This is a genomic window from Aureispira anguillae (assembly GCF_026000115.1).
Lineage (GTDB): Bacteria > Bacteroidota > Bacteroidia > Chitinophagales > Saprospiraceae > Aureispira > Aureispira anguillae.
This window is the reverse complement of record NZ_AP026867.1, coordinates 5,398,122-5,418,721: the sequence shown is the minus strand read 5'-3', so window position 1 is coordinate 5,418,721 and position 20,600 is coordinate 5,398,122. Positions and strand designations below refer to the sequence as shown.

Annotated in this window: 16 protein-coding genes; 8 read left to right on the top strand and 8 right to left on the bottom strand. The window is 36.0% G+C overall.

Annotated features, from left to right (window positions below):
* The first annotated feature begins 2 nt into the window (after positions 1 to 2).
* The 3 genes from AsAng_RS21265 to AsAng_RS21255 are packed head-to-tail and all read left to right on the top strand — an operon-like array spanning position 3 to position 3,230.
* Entirely contained in the window at positions 3 to 1,463 is a 1,461-nt protein-coding gene (locus AsAng_RS21265) for a phytoene desaturase family protein (RefSeq protein WP_264789111.1), read from the top strand.
* Positions 1,453 to 2,553: a carotenoid biosynthesis protein gene (locus AsAng_RS21260; RefSeq protein WP_264789110.1), complete on the top strand. Its 1,101-nt coding sequence runs from the start codon at positions 1,453 to 1,455 to the stop codon at positions 2,551 to 2,553. The genes AsAng_RS21265 and AsAng_RS21260 overlap by 11 nt, the downstream gene beginning before the upstream one ends.
* Positions 2,550 to 3,230, top strand: a complete 681-nt coding sequence (locus tag AsAng_RS21255) for a lycopene cyclase domain-containing protein (RefSeq protein ID WP_264789109.1) — start codon at positions 2,550 to 2,552, stop codon at positions 3,228 to 3,230. The genes AsAng_RS21260 and AsAng_RS21255 overlap by 4 nt, the downstream gene beginning before the upstream one ends.
* Positions 3,231 to 3,278: 48 nt before the next feature.
* Here the strand turns inward: AsAng_RS21255 and AsAng_RS21250 are convergent, their stop codons facing one another.
* Entirely contained in the window at positions 3,279 to 4,739 is a 1,461-nt protein-coding gene (locus AsAng_RS21250; protein ID WP_264789108.1) for a hypothetical protein, read from the bottom strand.
* A 954-nt stretch (positions 4,740 to 5,693) separates the two neighbouring features.
* Positions 5,694 to 6,395, bottom strand: a complete 702-nt coding sequence (locus AsAng_RS21245) for a 16S rRNA (uracil(1498)-N(3))-methyltransferase (RefSeq protein WP_264789107.1) — start codon at positions 6,393 to 6,395, stop codon at positions 5,694 to 5,696.
* A gap of 122 nt (positions 6,396 to 6,517) precedes the next feature.
* On the opposite strand from AsAng_RS21245, the gene AsAng_RS21240 reads away from it, so the two are divergent.
* On the top strand, positions 6,518 to 7,396 hold the full coding sequence (locus tag AsAng_RS21240; RefSeq protein ID WP_264789106.1) for a glucosaminidase domain-containing protein: 879 nt from the start codon (positions 6,518 to 6,520) through the stop codon (positions 7,394 to 7,396).
* 254 nt (positions 7,397 to 7,650) lie between these two features.
* On the opposite strand, the gene AsAng_RS21235 is transcribed toward AsAng_RS21240, so the two are convergent.
* Complete coding sequence (locus tag AsAng_RS21235; RefSeq protein ID WP_264789105.1) at positions 7,651 to 10,335, bottom strand: S8 family serine peptidase; 2,685 nt, start codon at positions 10,333 to 10,335, stop codon at positions 7,651 to 7,653.
* 486 nt (positions 10,336 to 10,821) lie between these two features.
* On the opposite strand from AsAng_RS21235, the gene AsAng_RS21230 reads away from it, so the two are divergent.
* Together AsAng_RS21230 and AsAng_RS21225 are read left to right on the top strand one after the other, a co-directional pair.
* Positions 10,822 to 11,658, top strand: a complete 837-nt coding sequence (locus AsAng_RS21230; RefSeq protein WP_264789104.1) for a hypothetical protein — start codon at positions 10,822 to 10,824, stop codon at positions 11,656 to 11,658.
* A gap of 31 nt (positions 11,659 to 11,689) precedes the next feature.
* A complete protein-coding gene (locus AsAng_RS21225; protein ID WP_264789103.1) occupies positions 11,690 to 12,526 on the top strand; it encodes a hypothetical protein in 837 nt (278 codons plus the stop codon).
* Between the two features lie 11 nt (positions 12,527 to 12,537).
* Here AsAng_RS21225 and AsAng_RS21220 read toward each other — a convergent pair whose 3' ends face one another.
* The 4 genes from AsAng_RS21220 to AsAng_RS21205 form a co-directional block, all read right to left on the bottom strand.
* Positions 12,538 to 13,932 carry a M20/M25/M40 family metallo-hydrolase gene (locus tag AsAng_RS21220; RefSeq protein WP_264789102.1) on the bottom strand — a complete coding sequence of 465 codons (1,395 nt, stop codon included), beginning with the start codon at positions 13,930 to 13,932 and terminating at the stop codon, positions 12,538 to 12,540.
* A gap of 166 nt (positions 13,933 to 14,098) precedes the next feature.
* Positions 14,099 to 14,926 carry a type IX secretion system protein PorG gene (gene porG / locus AsAng_RS21215; protein ID WP_264789101.1) on the bottom strand — a complete coding sequence of 276 codons (828 nt, stop codon included), beginning with the start codon at positions 14,924 to 14,926 and terminating at the stop codon, positions 14,099 to 14,101.
* A 349-nt stretch (positions 14,927 to 15,275) separates the two neighbouring features.
* Complete coding sequence (locus AsAng_RS21210; RefSeq protein ID WP_264789100.1) at positions 15,276 to 16,160, bottom strand: NAD kinase; 885 nt, start codon at positions 16,158 to 16,160, stop codon at positions 15,276 to 15,278.
* 26 nt (positions 16,161 to 16,186) lie between these two features.
* Positions 16,187 to 17,593: a BamA/TamA family outer membrane protein gene (locus AsAng_RS21205; RefSeq protein ID WP_264789099.1), complete on the bottom strand. Its 1,407-nt coding sequence runs from the start codon at positions 17,591 to 17,593 to the stop codon at positions 16,187 to 16,189.
* Between the two features lie 400 nt (positions 17,594 to 17,993).
* On the opposite strand from AsAng_RS21205, the gene atpD reads away from it, so the two are divergent.
* Together atpD and AsAng_RS21195 are read left to right on the top strand one after the other, a co-directional pair.
* Positions 17,994 to 19,511 carry a F0F1 ATP synthase subunit beta gene (atpD, locus tag AsAng_RS21200; RefSeq protein ID WP_264789098.1) on the top strand — a complete coding sequence of 506 codons (1,518 nt, stop codon included), beginning with the start codon at positions 17,994 to 17,996 and terminating at the stop codon, positions 19,509 to 19,511.
* A gap of 99 nt (positions 19,512 to 19,610) precedes the next feature.
* Positions 19,611 to 19,859, top strand: a complete 249-nt coding sequence (locus AsAng_RS21195) for a F0F1 ATP synthase subunit epsilon (protein ID WP_264789097.1) — start codon at positions 19,611 to 19,613, stop codon at positions 19,857 to 19,859.
* Between the two features lie 116 nt (positions 19,860 to 19,975).
* Here the strand turns inward: AsAng_RS21195 and AsAng_RS21190 are convergent, their stop codons facing one another.
* Positions 19,976 to 20,587, bottom strand: a complete 612-nt coding sequence (locus AsAng_RS21190) for a hypothetical protein (RefSeq protein ID WP_264789096.1) — start codon at positions 20,585 to 20,587, stop codon at positions 19,976 to 19,978.
* Between the last annotated feature and the right edge of the window lie 13 nt (positions 20,588 to 20,600).

Sequence of the window (20,600 nt, the reverse complement as noted above, 5' to 3'; positions counted from 1 at the left end):
ATATGTACGATACCATTGTCATAGGAGCAGGAATTGCAGGGATTGCAGTCGCTTTGCGCCTAAGAAAAAACGGTCATAATGTGTTGGTTTTAGAAAGGAACGCTTATGTCGGAGGAAAAATGAACGAACATCATTCGATGGGGTACAGATGGGATACTGGACCGTCCTTATTTACGATGCCTAATTTAGTAGATGAGTTATATGCTTTGTATGGTCGTAACCCTGCCGATTATTATCAATATCAGCAGGAAGAAGAGGCTTGTCGGTATTTTTTTTACAATTCGTTGCCCTTGCATTTTTATACCAATAGATCAAAATTAAAAGAAGAACTGGTTGAAAAGTTAGGAGTTGATGGAAAACCATTAGATTATTATTTGGATCAAAGTGCTGAAAAATACAATCAAATCGGAAAGTTTTTTTTGGAACATCCTATTCATAAATTTGACCAATTGCCTTGGAAAAAGCTCTTTAGGTTGTTGCCTCAGTTTTTTAAAAGTAATCTTTTTGCTTCCTTACATCAACTAAATACAAGACGACTTAGACATCCTAAATTAGTACAAATTTTTGATCGATATGCTACGTATAATGGTTCTAATCCTTATCAGGCTTCTGGTATATTGAGTATGATTCCCCATTTAGAACAAAATATTGGGACGTTTTTTCCTACTCAAGGCATGTATTCTATTGTTGGGGGGCTGTACCAGTTGGCGCAAGAGGTAGGGGTTAAATTTAGATTGGGAACTGAAGTTGAATGTTGCAAAAAAATAAAGGGAGGATATGAGATCAGTGCCGATCAATCTTATCAGACAAAACGAGTAATTAGTGCAATTGATTGCCTTGCTTTTTATCAATATATTTTGAAAGACAAGAGTTTAACTAAACGATACAAAAGACAAGAACGTTCTAGTTCTGCGCTCATCTTTTATTGGGGAATTCGAAAGCAATTTCCTCAACTAGGTTTGCACAATATTTTTTTTAGCAAAGATTACAAACACGAGTTTAAACTAATTTTTGAGAACAAACAAATTCCTCTAGAAGGAACGATTTATGTTCATATTAGCTCAAAGGCGAATCAAAATGATGCGCCTGTAGGTGCTGAAAATTGGTTTGTAATGCTGAATCTTCCTGCTGGAATATCCTTAAGTAAATTAGATCAACAGGAGATAAAAGAGACCTTAATTACTCGTTTAGAGGAGATGTTGGAGACCAAAATATCCGATTATATACAAACTGAAAAAGTTTGGACTCCCAAAGGAATTGAATTAGACACAGGAGCAATTGAGGGAGCCTTGTATGGTGCTTCTTCTAACAAAAAAATGGCAGCTCTAAGTCGCCATCCCAATTATTCTAAATCCTATCCCAAGATATATTTTTGTGGAGGCACTGTACATCCTGGAGGAGGTATTCCTTTATCGCTTCAATCTGCAAAAATTGTCGCTCAACTCATTGCCAATGAATCCTAGAACAAATCGTATATATTATAGTGTATTAATTGTTGTGCACTTTATTGGATTGGGGCTGTTTTTATCACCCAATCGCCCAGAAGGACTATCGGGGCTAAACATGTTGTTTTGTGCAGTATTGGTTTATTGTTCGGCAACGGATAAAGCTAAGGAGTTGGTGGCATTATTAGGAATTGTTCTTGGTGGCTTTATCATAGAATGTGTAGGGGCAAATACAGGGCTCTTATTTGGTCAGTATGAATATGGGGATGAGTTGGGATTTAAGCTCTATAATGTACCAATTGTATTAGGACTTAATTGGTATTGCGTGATTGTGGCGAGCACACAAGTTATTATGAGATGGGGAGTATTTCATCACTCTATTTTTATTCAAGCGCTCTTATCAGCCTTTTTGGCTGTTGTTTTGGATTATTGGATTGAGCCTGTTGCGATGCAGTATGATTTTTGGAATTGGGAAGGTGGAATCGTTCCTTTTTATAATTATGCTTGTTGGTATGTTTTTGCAGCAATTTTTTCAGCTTGGTATTTGTCAAAAGCGAAGCAACATAATTCGACCGCTTATTTTTTATTTTGGCTATGGCTTGCCTTTTTTTATATCTTGAATACCTTATTAATTGATTCACCAATGGAGGCACTTACTTTTATTATTCCTTTTTTCTTGGCTTATGGAGGGATGGAATTTATGGCTTGGTTCACCCATAAATACATTATGCATGGTGTTTTGTGGTTTTTGCATAAAGATCATCACCAACCCAATCCAACTACTTTTTTTGAAAAAAATGATGTCTTTTTCTTGGTTTATGCTATTCCAAGTTGGTTGTGCATAATGTTAGGGATGATGTATGGGCATAAATGGGTTGTTGGTATTGGTTTCGGGATCTTGGCTTATGGCGTTACTTATTTTTTAGTGCATGATGTATTAATTCATCGTAGATTCAAGTGGTTTGACAAAATTCAACATCCTTACTTTAAAGCTTTAAGGAAAGCCCATAAAGTACATCATAAGAATAGATTTAAAGAGGAGGGAACTTGTTTCGGTTTACTAATCGTCCCTTGGAAATTTTACAAAGAACAACAACGAAAGGGATGAAGCTACTTTATTTATTATTGGATTTGGGAGTAATTATTTTTCCCTTTTTATTGAGTTTTGATAAAAGGGTAGCTTATGTTAAGTCATGGGGAAAAGCGAGTATTGCCTTAATATTAATTGGTATTCCATTTTTAATCCACGACTATTACTTCACTAGAATGGGAATCTGGGGATTTAATCCCGATTATTTGACAGGATATTATTTCTTCAATTTGCCAATCGAAGAAGTGCTGTTTTTTGTCGTGGTACCTTTTGCTTGTACATTTATTTATGCCTGCTGTCAATACTATACCTCTTCAACCAGTTATAGGCGTTTTAATCTTTTTTTCTATGGGTGTATTGCCTGTTATGCTGTCCTATTACTCTATCTAGGGTGGGGCAAATGGTATAGCAGTATGGTTGCTAGTGTTTGTTTAGTTTTTGTATCTCTACTAGGTTTGAACGATTCAAAGTACCCACATCTACCAATAGCAGTAGTTTTATCAATGCTTCCTTTTTTTCTGATGAATAGTATTTTAACAGGGGCCTTTACAGCAAATCCTATTGTTTGGTATAATGATCATCAGAATATTAATTTTAGATGGGGAACAATACCTATCGAGGATGTGCTGTATTCTTTTGTCTTAGTAGCGGCAAATATTTTGGTTTTTGATTACTTAAAAAAAAGGAACGCCTAACTTATATTAAGCGTTCCTAAGTAACTATATGGTGTATACTTTTATCAATTAATCGGGAATAGCATAAGCCCCAATTGCTGGGTCAATAGGATGTCTCACTTGACCAATAATATCTGTATTAAGGCTGGTGACGATTCCTGCATCGTTTGCTGGAGAACCAGTAGTGTCAATATTATAATCAAAATTATCTTCGTCTACGAATATTGGATCTTGATTGGTAATGCAATCGGTCATGTTTTGACTGAAAGTGTCTACCTTCATCAAGCAATTGGTGAAGTTATAGGTAAAATTTAGAGCAGAAGGCACCTGCAAGACCTCTATTTCTTCATTTTTTGTTCCATAAAGAATACAATTGGTAAAATTGGCAATTCCTACATCAGAAACGGCTGTTTCTACATTGTTGATAATCTGTATTTCGTAATTTCTATAGCTGAGAATCGGCTCACTTCTACTCACTAGCCCTGCTCCAACATTGGCAAATGTACAATGAGCAAAATTATAAACGCCCCCACGAATACCAATAAAATTAAACTGGTTGGAATTGGCAATGACTGTATTGGTCATCTGAATGTGCCCACCTCTACCCAAAACACCAGATCGTTCAACATTGTAAATTTTACTGTTGTGTAATTCTAATTTAGGGCTGCCATTGGTTGAAAATGAATCTACAAAAATGCCATCGACCGCATTTCGAATAATGGTACCATGGATGATGTTATCTCGACTGGTTGTACTGAGATAGATTCCATTGTGATGGAACGTAATTAGCTGATAATCTTCTTCTAGTCGATGGGTTTTAAAAATAACGGGATTGTTGAGATTACCACCTACATTAGATCGAATACAAGAGTTATGACCAATATATAACATCGCTCGGTCGCCAGGGCGGGTGGTTGGTCCTCCAAACATATATATTTCTGTTCCTCCTGGGATGACTAAACAAGAACTGCTGTCAACAGAAATGATTCCCATAAAGATATAGGGCTTGGTATTGCTAAGTGTTAAAGTTTGATTGGGACTAGTAATACGGGTTAGGTATCCTACTTTTCCAATATAATTGGCATTCCAGCCATAGGCGTGCAAAATTACTTTTTGCATACCTCCTCCATCCGTTTCAAATAGGATAGAATCTAAACGAATTGCATCGCCATTGCTTGGATCTATACGAACATTCGCAAAAATATAAATGCTGTCTTTTGCTGGAATTTCTATATCCGAAGAGGCACTTCCCGTAAAACCATCAATGTTTATTTTAAAGTCAGATTGATTGCCTCCTCCCAAGTATACATTGTTGATTCGTATAATTTGATTATGGGGATTGTATACTTTAAATCGTCGAGTGGCATTGCCCAGATTGGTAAATACCGTATCGAAGGTTAGGGTATCTAACGAAAACTCTAAGCCTGCACCTGAAGTTGTGATAAATTGATTTTTGGTACAAGCCGTCAACTGAATCAGTAGCGCACTGATCGCAATGAATAAGCTATATTTAAAAATTTTGAATTGCATTGTCATTTTGTTCTATTGGTGATCGAATTCAAATATAAGAGATTAAAGTGAGAATTATTGAGCTTCTAACACTTAACCCGTCTATTTTCTTAGCGGGATGAATCTACACATTATCGTATAGTATTAAATTATGAATCAATAATGAACAAAAAAGATGTGAGGGGGGAAGGGAAGGCGTTGCCAAGAACAAAATACTTTTGATACATGATGATTATTATTTTCTAAGAATGGAAAGAAAAAAACGTTTGCCTGATACCTATTATCCTCATTTTTACAATACCCAGTATAAAGTACAAAAAAATAAGAAAAATAAAAGGAGAAAGCTAATTGCTTGATAAACAGTTTGAAGTAGAATTTTTGGTATAGGCTGATAACAGTTTTTAAGTATATTTTAGAAAAGATTAAGCAGGTAAAAAAGTTTTTTGGCATACTATTTTCAATGTATATAATTGTAACAATAAATAAGCTAAGATTTTGCTTTTAAATAATTGCCTTAAAGTGCTTTATGTATTTTAAATAATTTAATTTGTTTTGTTTTTTTTTGAATTGAGTAAGTAAGTATCCATAAAAAATCATTACAAATATAAAAAAAAAGAAAAATCTTATCTATGCTGAAGAAGTATCGAATAACGGTTCTAGTACTTCAAAAGCAATATTTTATCCCAAGCTTAGTTTTGTAGCTGTAGAAAAGGACTTAGCTCCCTAAGGTTAATCCTTTCTACGGCACCTTTAACCTTCTTTAAGTATAACGGGATGAATACTAAAAATGAGGCTTAGGCCTCAAGAAAATAGAAAAATTAATAAGAATAAGTTTAAGAATAGAATTGTTTTTTTAGGAAGTTTCGTAAGCTGTGGTGATTAGAGACGCCGCAGTTTAGAGTTATTTTTATGGGTGAAAGAAGAGTGTTGTCCTTGATTGGGCAGCACTTTTTTCGTATAAGCGCCACCCTAGAATTAGGCATGGATTAAATGTGCCGTATGACAAGCTACTATTCCTGCTGTTTCTGTCCGTAAGCGGCTACTTCCTAAACTGATAGCATCAAAACCATGCTGTGTTGCCCATTCTACCTCTTCCAAAGAAAAATCACCTTCTGGACCAATCAATAGTAATATTTCTTTTTGGGTTTGAATTTTAGTTTTTAGAGGCGGTAAGTTGTCGCTATTACAATGTGCAATTCCTTTATAAGAAGCTTGGGCATTTGCAACAAAGTCTTTGAATTTAACTAAGTCATTGATTTTTGGAAAAACACTTTTGATGGATTGTTTGGCCGCAGAAAGTATGATTTTTTCCAAGCGATCAAGGCGTATCTTTTTGCGTTCAGATCGTTGACAAAGCAATAAACTGATTTCATCAATTCCTAGTTCGGTTGTTTTTTCTAAGAACCATTCTAAGCGATTGATGTTTTTGGTAGGAGCGATTGCGAGGTGCAAGCGAAAATTCTTCTTATCCCTAGGTTCAATTGTTTTAATGATTTCAAGGGTGCAACTTTTTTTTGAAATTTCGATAATTCTACCCTCGTACAAGCCCCCACAACCATCTGTTAATGAGATAACATCATGAATGTTTTTTCTTAACGTTTTGGTACAATGCCTTGTTTCTTCTATATCTAAAAATGCTTTAGATCCTTCAATTTGGTGGGCATAAAAAAGCTGCATGAAACAAAAAGTTTTTAAAAAATGAAACAAATATTTGTTAATTAGAAACAAAATGTTTTATATTTGTGACAACAAGGAACGAACTTGTTTATCGAATATTATAAGGTCTTAAAAAGAAAACAATGGAAACTAACAACAATAATAACATCAATATCCAACCTTGTGAGGATGTGTTAGTGACAGAACATCTTCCTATACCAGAAGAGGAAATTATAGACTTACTAGAAGCAGAAGCACAAAATACAGAAACCGCTATTGTTATTCCAAAAGATAATAAAGATAAACAACAAATTTCTATCAAGCATATTTTTCAATCGTTGTTTTATGCCTTGCAATGGCAACAACTAAAACGCCAATTGACAAAGGATGCACTCGTTGGTATGTCAAAACGCCATTGGCCAAAAGGAATAGCTGTTATTGCCTTGATTTTAATCTTTAATTTGGATTTTAAAACAACCAAAACCAATCAAGCTAGTATTATATCCTACGAGAGCCATGAGCAAGATGTTATAACTGCAGATATGGTCGATCCAGCATTTAGTGGGTCATCCAATATGGCAATTGTTTCAGCGGAAGCAAAAAATAACTACATCAGCCGTTTTTCAGAGGTAGCTCAAAATGAAATGAACAAATTTGGAATCCCTGCATCGGTCATATTAGGGTTGTCTATTTTGCACAGTAACTATGGAGTATCAGAGTTAGCACAAACAGGAAACAATCACTTTCATATTACTTGTACAGACAATCATCTTGCAGAAGGAATAACAGGAAGAGGAATGCACGAAGGAGAGTGTTACATCCATTATCAAAATGCATGGACAAGCTTTCGAGCCAATAGTTTAAAATTAAATGCAGAACATTTTGAAGAATTGCGAGCAGTGGCGGGTAAAAATTATGAAGTCTGGGTTTCTGGACTCCAAAAAATGGGCTTGCAAGAAGCAGATAATTTGTTAGAGATTATAGAAGAACATCAATTGTATCAATTTGATAAAAAGAAATAACCCAATCTACCCATGTCTTAAATTAGAAAATGTGTTTTTAGAATAGTAACCTTTGACGCTATACACACTATATTACTCCCTAAATAAAAGAAGCTAAGTATAGGTCAAGTTGAGTGTTTCTAGTTGGCAGTCAATCGCAAAAGGTGGTTGGCTGCCTTTTTATGATCAAGACCTATCAGAATCGATAGGCCTTGATGTATTTGATAAATAAGTAGATCAACAATTTACTGTTCGTAATTTTGCTTTATTACTTACTATTCTCGAATTACTTTTTTAGTTAATAACGTACCATCTGCGAGATATACGTTTACTAAGTACATCCCTTGAGGCAATCGATTGCTAGGAAGCTCCAAATGATTATCCCCAATCTCTAATGCTTTGGTAATGTTAATTATTTCTTGTCCTGTAATTGTTTGTAGTACGATGACAGCCTCTTGTGTAGTAGCACTATTTAAGTTGACTGTTAATTGATGATTAAATGGGTTGGGATAAACATTTAGTGTTGTATTTTGATCGTTTGTAATTGGGCGAATAGAAGTTGGACCTACTATATTTATACAATAATCTTCGGTTTCTCCATAGGTTGTATTGTCACAAGGATTTAGTGTAGTTGTGCCCCATTTTAGAGCTACTCGCATTCTAGTTCGTCCCAATACAGCATTGGAAGGAATGTTAATGGTTCCTGTATGATTATTAGTGGCTGTTGAAATTTGTCCTGCATCGTAAACCAATTCAGTAGCATTATCAAATACTTCGTCCTGATTGTAATCAATCCAAACTTTTAACAACCAATTGGTACCCCAAACGCCTACATTAAAACCAATACCTAATGAAATCGGATAGCTGCCACCCTGTGAAAGGTCGGTAGAAGGACCTCCATTTACAAAAGAAGCATAGCCATTATTGTTCCCTGTTGTATGGTTAATTAGACCCAAAGTAACGTTTTCAATCCAATCGTCTCCAGAGTTTTGCCCTGTAGATGCACAATAATTGGTAGAGGTGCATTTGCCACATCCAGCAGTTTCAAACTCAATCGTTGGCGAATACTGATTGTTGATATTAACAGCGCAAGAAGCAATGATACGCAATTCGTAAGTGCTACAGCTATCTAAGTTGGATAGAGAAATATTGGGAGAGCTAGTGCTTGTGCTTGTCCAGTTGGTTGCCGATTTTAACTTATATTCAACCGTATAGGTATTAACAAAAGAATCGGTCGCCCATGAAAAAGAAGCATTGCTTAGCCCTAAATTGTTTGTCGTGATGCTATTAGGAGCAAGGCAACAGTCTCCTGTTTTGAAAGAAACAGCAGTTGAGTAAGTGGTCGTGTCACAGTCAGAAGCTACTTGAACTTCATAACTGGTACAAGCTATTAAACCGTTGATTGTTGCAAAGGTATCTGTCGTATTAATGCTTGTCCAACTTGGGCTTCCTGTTAGTCTGTATTGCAGGTAATAAAGGTGAGTAGAATCAACAGCATCCCAATTAACAAAAGCACTAGAGTTGCTACTATTTACTTGTAGATTATAAGGTTCGTGACACCCTGACAATGAACAACCAATTGCCATAACAGAATCCAAGGCATTTTTCATATTAAGAACGCCTCCACTTACGGTTGTTCCATTAAGGCTAGAGTGACTGACGGTAGAATTGATAATAATCTGTTTAAGCATTAAGGCGGTTTGGGCAGGCTGTGTACGAGCCAATAAGGCTAGACGAGGGCAGGGGGCGGAATAGAGTAAGCCAATTGTTCCTGCTACATGAGGCGTTGCACCTGAGGTTCCTCCAAAACCAGCATAACTAGATCCTGTAGCAATCGTGTACGTTCCTTCTCCATAAGCCCCTAGGTCAACATGTGTTAAGCCATATCCTGCTTGTACCACTTTGTTTCCTGTTTGATCCATATTGGTAACGGCAATAAGATAATCACTATCACAACTGGTTGGAAAATCTCCTGTAACATCAACATTATTATTTGCATTGGCACTAGCTGCTGCATTGAGAATACCATAGACACCTAAGGTATCATAAAACTCATTAACTAGGGGAGCATAGGTTGCGCATTGTTGATTGTCTTGTCCCCAAGAAGCATTTGTAGCCACAACAAAAGCACCTGAAGCACCATTGGTTTGGTTGTATAGTTTTCGGCAGGCTAGTGGATAACTATAAGCGGCAATAGAATTGGCGCTGGTTCCGCCTCCAACTACAAACATTAACTTAACGTTCCAATTGACACCACTTACTCCAATTCCGTTATTGCCCTGTGCTGCTACAATTCCCGCAACGGGCGTTCCATGGGTTGTAAATGGATTACTCGCCACAATATCATTGTTATTGTTATCTGCATTCCACCCCTGAAAATCATCAATATAACCGTTCCCATCATCATCAATGCCATTCCCTGCAATTTCTCCATGGTTTCTCCAAAGGTTATTGCCCCAATCTGGGTGGTTGACTTGAAGACCATCGTCAATTACACAAACAACGATCGTGTCGCCCAATGCTGTAACTCCTCCTGTTGTAATATCCCAAGCCGCAGAGGCATCTAAATCAAAATCAGAAGCCTGTTCATATTGCCATTGTTGGTTGTAAGAAGGATCATTGGGGGTGACTCGTTTTTCTAAAATGAAATTAAGTTGTGCATTGTGTACAGAGGGATGTTTTCGAGCTATTTCTAGCATTTTGTCTGCTGTTAATATATCTTTATTGAAGGATATTTGCCAAATATTCATATGCTGAGAAAGAAGCGATTTTGCTTGACTGCGTGTACGTAAGCCTTTGTGAAATTCCAAGTCTTTGATGAGCCAACTAATCGAATGATCGTCTTTTAATCGAACAAGAATTTCATTTTCTACATGGGGAAAGGCTTCTTGTGCTAAGCTATAGTTGATGTTGATTGTCAACAAGATGAAAACTAGTTTGGAAATGGTATTAAATCGCATAAGTAGTATTTTAGAAAATCAATCAAATAAATAGGTTTTTGAATGGGGGCTGTGGTGCTTCTTTATAGCCATCAGAACTTATTTATCGAACAGAAAAAGATAGACTATGTATGGATTGTATTGTGGGGTAAGGTGTAAGTATTAAAGAACGAAAAATAAAAAACGGTTGTTGATTATAGTGCTATTGAGGGAGAATAGATGTATAATCTAAGGCTATTTAATTAGCCTAGTATCATTTAAATGTAAATGTTGAAAAAATAAATTTGATATAAAAGGCTTCCTAGCCTTGTCGTTTGCTCTAATTAATACCCCTAAAAATAACAACTAGAAAATAGCCAAATAGGAAGAATTATTTTTTATGCAAAAGATTAATGGGAGGAATCGGGTTTTCGAGTGATAAATAATTCTAAATGAAATAAAGTTTATTATATTGGAAAGTTGTTTCAAGAACTTATTGAAAATGAGATAAATTTAAGAGAATTTAATATGGAATTGTTTTTTGTATCTATACTTATTACACTGATTACAGTAGGCCTCGTTTTTTTTATACAGTGGTATTATAAAGGACTTTATGAACGCTCTAAAAATAAGTTCTCTGATGCTGAAATTTTCAAAATGATGGCAAAGGCAAACCATTTTTTAACGGCTCAACAATTAGCGGCTGTTTCTGCCTTGGACAAAAAGGAGGCCAGAGATCGCTTAGCTTATTTGGCAATGGTTGGAGCAATTCAACGTTATCAAGATAGCACAGGGGTTAACTTAGTTTATCATCTCAAGGAAGAGTTGCCTGAAGATGATGTTTTGCCGATTAGTATACAGGGGTTAACAGACCAACAGATTGTTGAGGCAGTCTTAGAGTATTCAGACGATTATCAGATTACAATTGCTGAGTTGGCCATTGTGTTTGGGTTGGAAATAAAGGAAGCCAAAAAGGTCTTAAAGCGACTCAAAAAAAGTGGTTTAGTTGGGCAGCTTTGGAAAGGGTGGTCCTTGATTTATGTAATCAAAAAACCGTTGTTGGAATCAACTCCTGCCTTAAAAAAAGGCACCTTCTCTGAGAAAATGGCAATCCCTTCATCAAAAATGAGTTTGAAACAAGAACAAGTGAAACTGAAAATTCCAGATGCGGATGTTTTAAATCTTGCCATTGAGCATAAGGGGCGTTTAACAGCAGCCTTACTTTGCTTAAAATTGCAAATTTCAATGGAAGAAGCACAGTTTAAATTAGAAGAACTATACGAGCAAGGAGCCTTTATTATGGATGTAAATGAGAGGGATGCTATTATTGAGTATCATTTAAGAGATAAAAATTTATTGGCTTAAGCTGTTGGATATATTATAAATTAAGATCAATATGAAAGGACTAGTTCTTATTGGGGTGTTGACAATTATGATTCTTCTTATTGTCGTGATCGTACTTCTGAGCAAAAAATACTATCAAAGAATTTATGAAGAAACAAAGCATAAGGCCTCTGATGCAGATATTTTTAAACTGATGGCAAAAGCCAATCATTTTATTACAAAGGAACAATTAGCAACCGCTACAGCATTGACCGAAAAAGAAGCAGGGATCCGCTTGAATTATTTAGCAATGGAAGGTGCTTTGCGTCATCTTTATGATGGCAGTGGCATGGGGAGCGGTATTTATCAATTGAAAGAGGGAATCCCTTTGTTTGATTCGTTACCTGCTCAACAACAAGGTCTATCAGAGCAAGAAATTATTGACGTTATTTTATTGCATGTTGACGATTATCAAGTGACGATTGCAGAGCTGGTGGTCATCTTTGGGATTAATATCTATGAGGCAAAGTCTTTAATGAATCGTTTAAAAAAGGCTGGTAAGCTAACAATGTTATACAACCAAGGCTTTCAAAAAATTTATGTAATTAACAAGCCCATTGGTAGCACCAAACCCATATTAAGAGAGCAACCTCGAAAAAAAGATCGAATAAAAATAGAGCTTCCTGAACAAGAAAAAATTAAAATTCCAGATGCTGAGGTACTTCAGTTAGCGATTGATCATAAGGGGCGACTTACGCCGACTTTGCTTTGCATTAAGTTGAAGATTTCAATGGACGAAGCCAAACGCAAACTGGAAAACCTGCATGAACAAGGGGTTTTTAAAATGGCGATTGATGAAAAAAATGCATTGCTTGAATATCAGATTCGAGATAGGAGCCTATTGGGCTAAAGCGTATTGGCTCAAATGCTATTCATAATCAATTGATAATAAAACTGCATCATCTGCTCGTAATTTTTAATATTAATCTTGTTGTCTATTTTCTTTTGTGCCTTTTCCCAACGGGTTGGCGTATAAATAACAGGATGGAAATAATAAATATCTGTATTGAGGTTTGCTTGCCAATTTACTTTTGAAGTTTTGTTCACTAAGATGGGAGCTGAAATAATATGGGGAAATATTTCTTTGCAGGTATTGCTGATTAAACGATAGGCTCCATTATTGATGGCTGCTCTTTTTTGATTTTTATATAAAAATTGTGCCTGCCCTAAGAGCTGCACTTTGGGGTGTTGCAAATGACTTTTTACCCACTGCTCTAAATTGTGGTTTAAATTTGATCCTGTAAGGGTTACTGTTCCTAGGCTTGTTTTGTTGCTATCTTGAGGTGTTAAATGACTTGTTATATTATGGCCAAAAATGGCTTTTGTCAAGCTATTGTTCTGTAATTGTTTTTGTTGAATATTGTTTAATAGCCATTGATTCGAAAAGATCAACCGTTGCCCAAATGGCATTTCAGGACTGATATAGGTTAAAAAGTCGTTGATGCTAGCTGCTTCCATTTCAACTAAGGGAAGTGCTGCTTTTAGTTGCTGAACGGCTTGAATAATAGGCTTTGCAGTACTGTTTTTGGCTTCAAGTGTAATTTGAGCGACAGATTGGCGACCAACTCCAATCAATGCCATTGGCATTGTTAAATCCCATAGAATATTTTGACTGATTAGTCCCCCTGTTTTTAAAATAAACTCAGGAGCAATTTGAGCGCTTTGAAGGGCTTGAATAATAGCCTTTTCTCCTTGCTGCGTATTGTGAGGAAAGGCAAAATAAATGGTTCTTTCAGGGAGTGTATTTTGGCGAACTAAGGTGTTGAATACTTCTAACATGGCTAACATAGCTGCTTTGCCATTTTGTGCACCTTGACCATAGACAAATTCTTGGTCTATTTTTCCCATAAATGGGTTATAAGACCATTCTGGGATGTGCTTTAATTCAGGCTCTTCAACATACTGTTCGGCTACCAAAACAATTGGTGCTAGTTCAGATGTTCGACCTACCCATTTTGCCACCCAGCTAAACTGTTCAAAATATTGCCATTCTACATTAGGATTGTTAAAAATAGCAGGATAATTTTTTTGTATTAGCGCTTGAAATCGACTAAAATTAGCCGTAAGATTACTATCGGGAATGGTAGGAATACGCAATGCTTGTGCTAATCGTTTTGGAGCATTGGGATATTGAGGCAGTTCTTGTACCAACTGTATTTTACTCTGCTTGGAAGTATTAATAAACGTATTAAAGACTAAGATTAAGCTAATAATGCTCAGTACAAAAACTAAGAGAACAATTAGTAGTTTGCGCATAGGTGTATATTGTGTTTTATTGCGTTCATTTTGCCTTCCGCATAAGGTTCAATCAATGAACGAGGAGGGAAATTTTGCTCCAATATACTGAGTCTCCTGCCATAAAAAAAACCTTTTAGCAATTGCTGTACTAAAAGGTTAAGATATATTGTATGTGTTTAGTTGATTACCAAGCTGGGCAACGATACTGATGCATGGTATAAAGAATGCCAATGGTAAACATGGTATAACCATCATTGGTTTTAGAATCGCCACGCTGTCTTCCTGGTCTGCCTATATTTTGACCAACCTCACCAGAACGATCTGCCAAACCAATTGCCGCACTACCCAAAGAGCCTCTATGTCCAGCAATTACACGATTGTCAGCATATTGCCCACTTACATCATCCAAATAATCAAAAAATAAAATTCTAGTTGCTCCTTCAATTACAATTCCCCATTCAGAATTGATGTCTATTTTAAACCCACCTCCAATAATAAATGAAGGTTGTATCAGAGAATATTCTTGTCCAGGGGCTTGACCTTCTGTTCCTAGCGGTTGCAAGGCATACATACTGCCTTTGTATTCCGCTTTGGGGCTATGGTGAAAAATCCCAAATCCAGCGACTAGATAGGGCGTAAATTGATTGCGGTTTCTTCCTTTTTGAGAATGGTGGTGAAAGGGGAGAAAGTTGAATTCTAACCCAACAGATCCTTCAAAAAGAGTAGATTGAAAGCTTAAATTTCGAGCTTGATTATAGGGATTTAATGATTTTTTGTCAGAGGCGCTAATGGTTCCAAAGCTAGCTCCAAAACGTAATGATACCCTAGGATCGACATTACGACGTACAAAAAAACTACCCGCCGCACCAGGGGTTTGAAATGAAAAATCGGGAGCCAAGTCACCATGATAGAGTGTGATTCCTCCCATTCCACTTACTTCCCAATATTGTGCTTGTAAGTTATTGACTGTACTAAAAAAAAGCAAACAGCCTAGTAATAATATATGTCTCACTGATTATTATTTTTTAACAATTAGAGTCCTAATAATAGGCATACAGATTCTATCAAAAATCTAACCTAACTATTGTAATTAATTAAAAATGTAGAAGATTATTACTATAACGGAAGTTTTTAGGAATAAAAAAGAGCATGCTTCTTTTAGAAAACGAAAACATCCTTGCTTTTGTTGTTCTAACGAATGTTTTCTTTTTTCAAATTAGGACGATAAAAGAACTGCAAAACTAGTAATATTAGTTTGAATATTACCATTACTCCGTTGAAAAATCGTACTATATTAATAAATCAGGGTAGAATTTTTAATTCGTTACCTTTCTATTGTGTAGTTACTTAAGAATGGAAATTTAATAATTTCTAGAGTCAATGCCCCATTTGAGCTTCTCTCGTATCATGTACAAGAAGTTGCGATCGGTAAAACGAACTAAATTAATCTGAAAGTCTGCCTTTCGAACAGCTAGTTGAAAATGCGTATCAATGGTTTCATAACGAGAATCAAGGGTGCACAAAAAATTCTTAGCACGACCTTCTACCTCAAATGAAATAACGGCATTGTCGGATAATACAATCGGTCGAACATTTAAATTGTGTGGTGCTACAGGGGTAATAATAAAATTGCCCGATTTTGGAAATATAATAGGTCCTCCACAACTTAGAGAATAACCAGTAGAGCCAGTAGGAGTGGCAACAATAATTCCATCTGCCCAGTATGAATTTAGAAACTCGCCATTGACATAGGTATGTATAATAACCATTGACGAGGTATCCCTTTTTAGGATTGTAAAATCGTTTAAAGCAAAATTCTTATCCCCAAAAATAGAGGGGAACGATTCTAAATAGAGAATAGAGCGAGGATCTAAGGTATAACTGTCGCTATAAAGTGCATCTAAGGCTTGCTCTATTCGACTTTTTTCTATCATTGCCAAAAAGCCAAGCCTTCCTAAGTTGATGCCCATAATGGGAACACCACTATCCCGAACAATCGTCACCACATCTAGGATGGTTCCATCTCCTCCCAAACTAATGACAAAATCAATATTTTGAGCTTTGAAATCATCGTGTTCTTGAAAAAAACTTAGTTGCTGTTGAACCTTGATTTTATCGCCAAAGCTTTTATAGTATTCTTCAAAAATAAACAGATTGGCATCTCTTTGGGCTAAAATATCAAAGAGAATTTGAACGAAGGAAATATGATCTTTTTTTAAAAATCTGCTATAAATGGCTATATTCAAAATATATAATAGAGGATTAGAGAAGTCTAAAAATTAAAGCGATAACGTAAATATAGACCTTTTTCGCCATTTTTGTTAAAAGTGTATTCAAATTGCACAATTATATTATAAGAATAGAAAATTAAATCTACCCCTATGCCTGTTCCTAGCAAATCTGTATTGCTTAAGTGGTTGGCTTGTGCATAAAAACGATCCCAAACATAGCCTAAATCTAGATGATAACGAAGATGAATTTTTAGCGGGAGGGCTTGCAGATAACTAATGGGAAATTTGCGGAATAATGGAATCGAAACATCTAGTACTTTAAAATTTATATCCGATTGCACCAATAAAAAATCTTGCCCATTGATGACGTAATATTGATACCCTCTAACAAAATCTTCATTAAAACCTAAAGCTCGATTGTCGTTATAAGGCATTTGGGAACGGATAAAACTATAACGTCCTTTTATTTGGGTTGCAACACTTAAATGTTGACCAATTTGCATATAATGCCCAAAATGAGCGGTCAGTTGCAATTGATTGATGTCGTTAAATATTCCTAATCCTTGTTTGTTTAAAATGGCTTTTACATAGTAACCATTCAAAGGGTAGGCTCGAATATCCCTTTTGTCTAGTGTATAGGTATAGGTAAGATTAAAAGATCGTTGTACCGTATTTCCTCCTAAAAAAAAATGGGGATTAAAAGCGGCTATAGAGTCGCTAATGCTTAGTTGCAAAAAGCTTAATTCTAATTGCTGAGTTTCCAATAGTGTACGCCTATAATAGCCTCTAAAACGCCCTCGAATACGCTGAAACTGACGTTCCGAAATATCAAAGTTATTGTAAAAAGCAAGCTTGTTGTTAATGGTATTGTAAGCAATTTCTTTATTGTCAGAATATAAGGCATTAATATTAAACCCAAATTTTCGTTTTTGCCCCATAGGAGGGAGGGTGTAATCCAATTCAAACTTTCGAGTATATCCAAACTGAACAATTACTTTTAATAAATCATTGTAACCCGTTAAGTTTCGCCAGACTAACCACATGCCAAGATTAGCTCGACGAATGTCTCGGTTGTGTCGAGTCCACCAAACGTTAAAATTTCTATCTGCTAACTCAAATTGAGGCAGCGGAAAGATATACCAAGATTCTTTGAGTACGATGAGTAGGTGTACATTTTGCTCTTCCCATTTTAGAATTTTGATCTCAACATGGTTAAATAATAGGGTATTAACTAAGAAGCGTTTGTTTTGTTCCAGTTTGGGCATTAGTTGCTCTAAAGGAATCGAATCGCCTACGCTTATGTTGAGTTCATTTTCAATAAGCGTTGTTTTAGTTTTTTTGTACCCAATAATGTCAATGGATTGGATGCAAACTTTAGAAATTTGCCCCTCAACTAAACGAATGCAACCTGCTACAAGGATGCCAATCAAGAATAGGCGATGTATCATTTAGAATATATAGTTCGTGAAAGAGGTATAGGAATATCTAAAAATTAGGGATGAAAATATTGCTAAGAAAACAAACACAATACAAATGAACCTGTTTTTTTACCTAAAGGATAGACTTAGAGCCCAAAAAGAGGCATTGGTTGTAAAGGGCTAAAGGTAAGAATATAAAAGAAAAAGGATTGGATTAAGTCGTTAAGATTTATAATGAATTCAATTGCTGAAAATTATTTTTGCGATCAAACTAAGGCGTTTATGCTTGTTTCAACATTTTTTTTGACTTAAAGTGCAAAATAATAAGACTTTATTTTTGAAAGTTTTTTGAAAACCAATATAAACCACTATCTTTGCCGCAAATTAGAAATAGATTATTTATCGAACATATTTATAAAGTCCACAACTTATGTCACAAAATATTGGACGTATCAAGCAAATCATTGGTCCTGTTGTAGATGTTAGCTTCTCTGACGAAGGTGCCAAATTGCCAGAAATTCTTAACGCACTTACTGTAACTAGAGATAATGGTGAGGTATTGGTGCTAGAATGCCAAAAACACTTAGGAGAAGACAGCGTACGTACTATTGCAATGGATAGTACAGAAGGTCTAAAAAGAGGAACTGCCTGTGTGGATACTGGTGCTCCTATCCTAATGCCTACAACTAATGCGATCAAAGGTCGTTTGTTAAACGTAGTAGGTGAAACAATTGATGGTATTAAGACCATTGATGCTAATGCTTCAAAAAGCTCAATTCACCGTAAACCACCTAAATTTGAAGAACTATCAACTAGTTCAGAAATCTTATTTACAGGTATCAAAGTAGTAGATTTGATTGCTCCTTACCTAAAAGGAGGAAAAATTGGTTTATTTGGAGGTGCTGGTGTAGGTAAGACCGTATTGATTATGGAGCTTATCAACAACATTGCTAAAGGATATTCTGGATTATCTGTATTTGCTGGTGTAGGTGAGCGTACTCGTGAAGGAAACGATTTGCTTCGTGAGATGATTGAATCTAACGTAATCAAATACGGTGAAGAATTTGTTCACAGCATGGAAAAGGGTGACTGGGATTTATCAAAAGTAGACCTCAAAGAGTTAGAGAAATCTCAAGCTACTTTGGTATTTGGTCAAATGAATGAGCCTCCTGGTGCACGTGCACGTGTAGCTTTGTCTGGATTGACAATTGCAGAGCATTTCCGTGATGGTGACCCAAGCGAAGCAAAAGGACGTGATATTTTGTTCTTTATCGATAATATTTTCCGTTTTACACAAGCTGGTGCTGAGGTATCTGCTTTGTTGGGACGTATGCCTTCTGCGGTAGGTTATCAGCCAACTTTGGCAACAGAGATGGGTATGATGCAAGAGCGTATTACTTCTACTAAGCGTGGTTCTATTACTTCGGTACAGGCGGTTTATGTACCTGCGGATGATTTAACGGATCCAGCTCCTGCTACTACTTTTGCTCACTTGGATGCTACTACGGTATTAAATCGTAAATTGGCTTCTTTGGGTATTTATCCTGCTGTGGATCCATTGGATTCTACTTCTAAAATCTTGACAAAAGAGATTGTTGGTGAGAAGCATTACGAATGTGCTCAACGTGTAATCTTTACCCTACAACGTTATAAAGAATTGCAAGATATTATTGCGATCTTGGGTATGGAAGAGCTTTCTGAAGAAGATAAGCAAATCGTACACCGTGCTCGTCGTGTTCAACGTTTCCTTTCTCAGCCTTTCCACGTAGCAGAGCAGTTTACTGGTCTAGAGGGTGTATTGGTAGGTATCGAAGATACGATCAAAGGGTTTAACATGATCATGGATGGAGAAGTTGATCAATATCCTGAGGCTGCATTTAACCTTGTTGGTTCTATCGAAGATGCAATCAAGAAAGGTGAAAAAATGTTGGCTGAGGTTGAAGCTTAGTTGATAGTGAATTAAAAAACATAGTTCATGTAATAATTAGAAATTAAGAATTGTGCCTTATCTTGTGCAATTCTTGATTTCTTTATAATAACAAATAATATGGATTTAATCATATTAACACCTGGGCAAACGGTGTTTAAAGGTCAAGTAACTGCCGTAAATACACCAGGAACAAGTGGTAAGTTAGAAATTCTAGAAAATCACGCACCTGTTGTTGCTTCTCTAAAAGAAGGTACTATTACGGTAACTACTGCTTCTAACGAAGTGGTTGAATTTGAAACTACTGGTGGTTTTTTAGAGGTTTTGTCTAACCATGTTTCTATCTTATTAGAAACCGTTAAGCAATAGAATTTAACGGCCAACTAGGTTACAATACTAGTTTAAAAAAATAAAAAAATCTTTTGTGTTACATAACACAAAAGATTTTTCTATTTATAATACCTGCTTAACGCTTACGTTCTTGTTTAAGAGGTGAAAATCGTATAGGTCTGTAATTCTGCTGCTGTCATATTGTGAATGCCTGAAGCTGGGGCGGCATTAATCGTAAAATAATAGAAATCTTCTGCCCATTGTTGAGAAAAACCTATTGAAATGTAATAATTGATATAGGGTAAGTGATTGGCATGCCCTACTGGAAAATCTGTTGCCTGTATAGAACCCCCGTCAGACCATGAGTGTACTCCAACGGTTACATTGGTTCCTTTACTGCGCTGGATGCCCGCTAAAAAAAAATCAACCCCTCCTGATGCAATAAGTCCATTGTCTTGCAAATGTGTATTGAGTCTAAGTTCATGTACCCGTTTGGATAGTTTTAGATTGGTTTCATCATCCATAGAACCCTCACAGGTTTTGATTTCTATCTTTTTGATGGAAGAGAACCTTGCATATAAGGCATTAAAATTATGGAGTGAGTTGCTGTTAATTACCCCGTTCATTAAAAGGATAGAGTCGCCTTGTAGCACGGTAAAAATACCTTGACTTCTGGATGTTGTGTCTGTTTTTTTATCACAAGAACCAATATTTAGGGTTACCAGTAACATAAAGATAGAGAGGGCGAGAATTTTGTGTAAATACATAATTGTTGTTTAA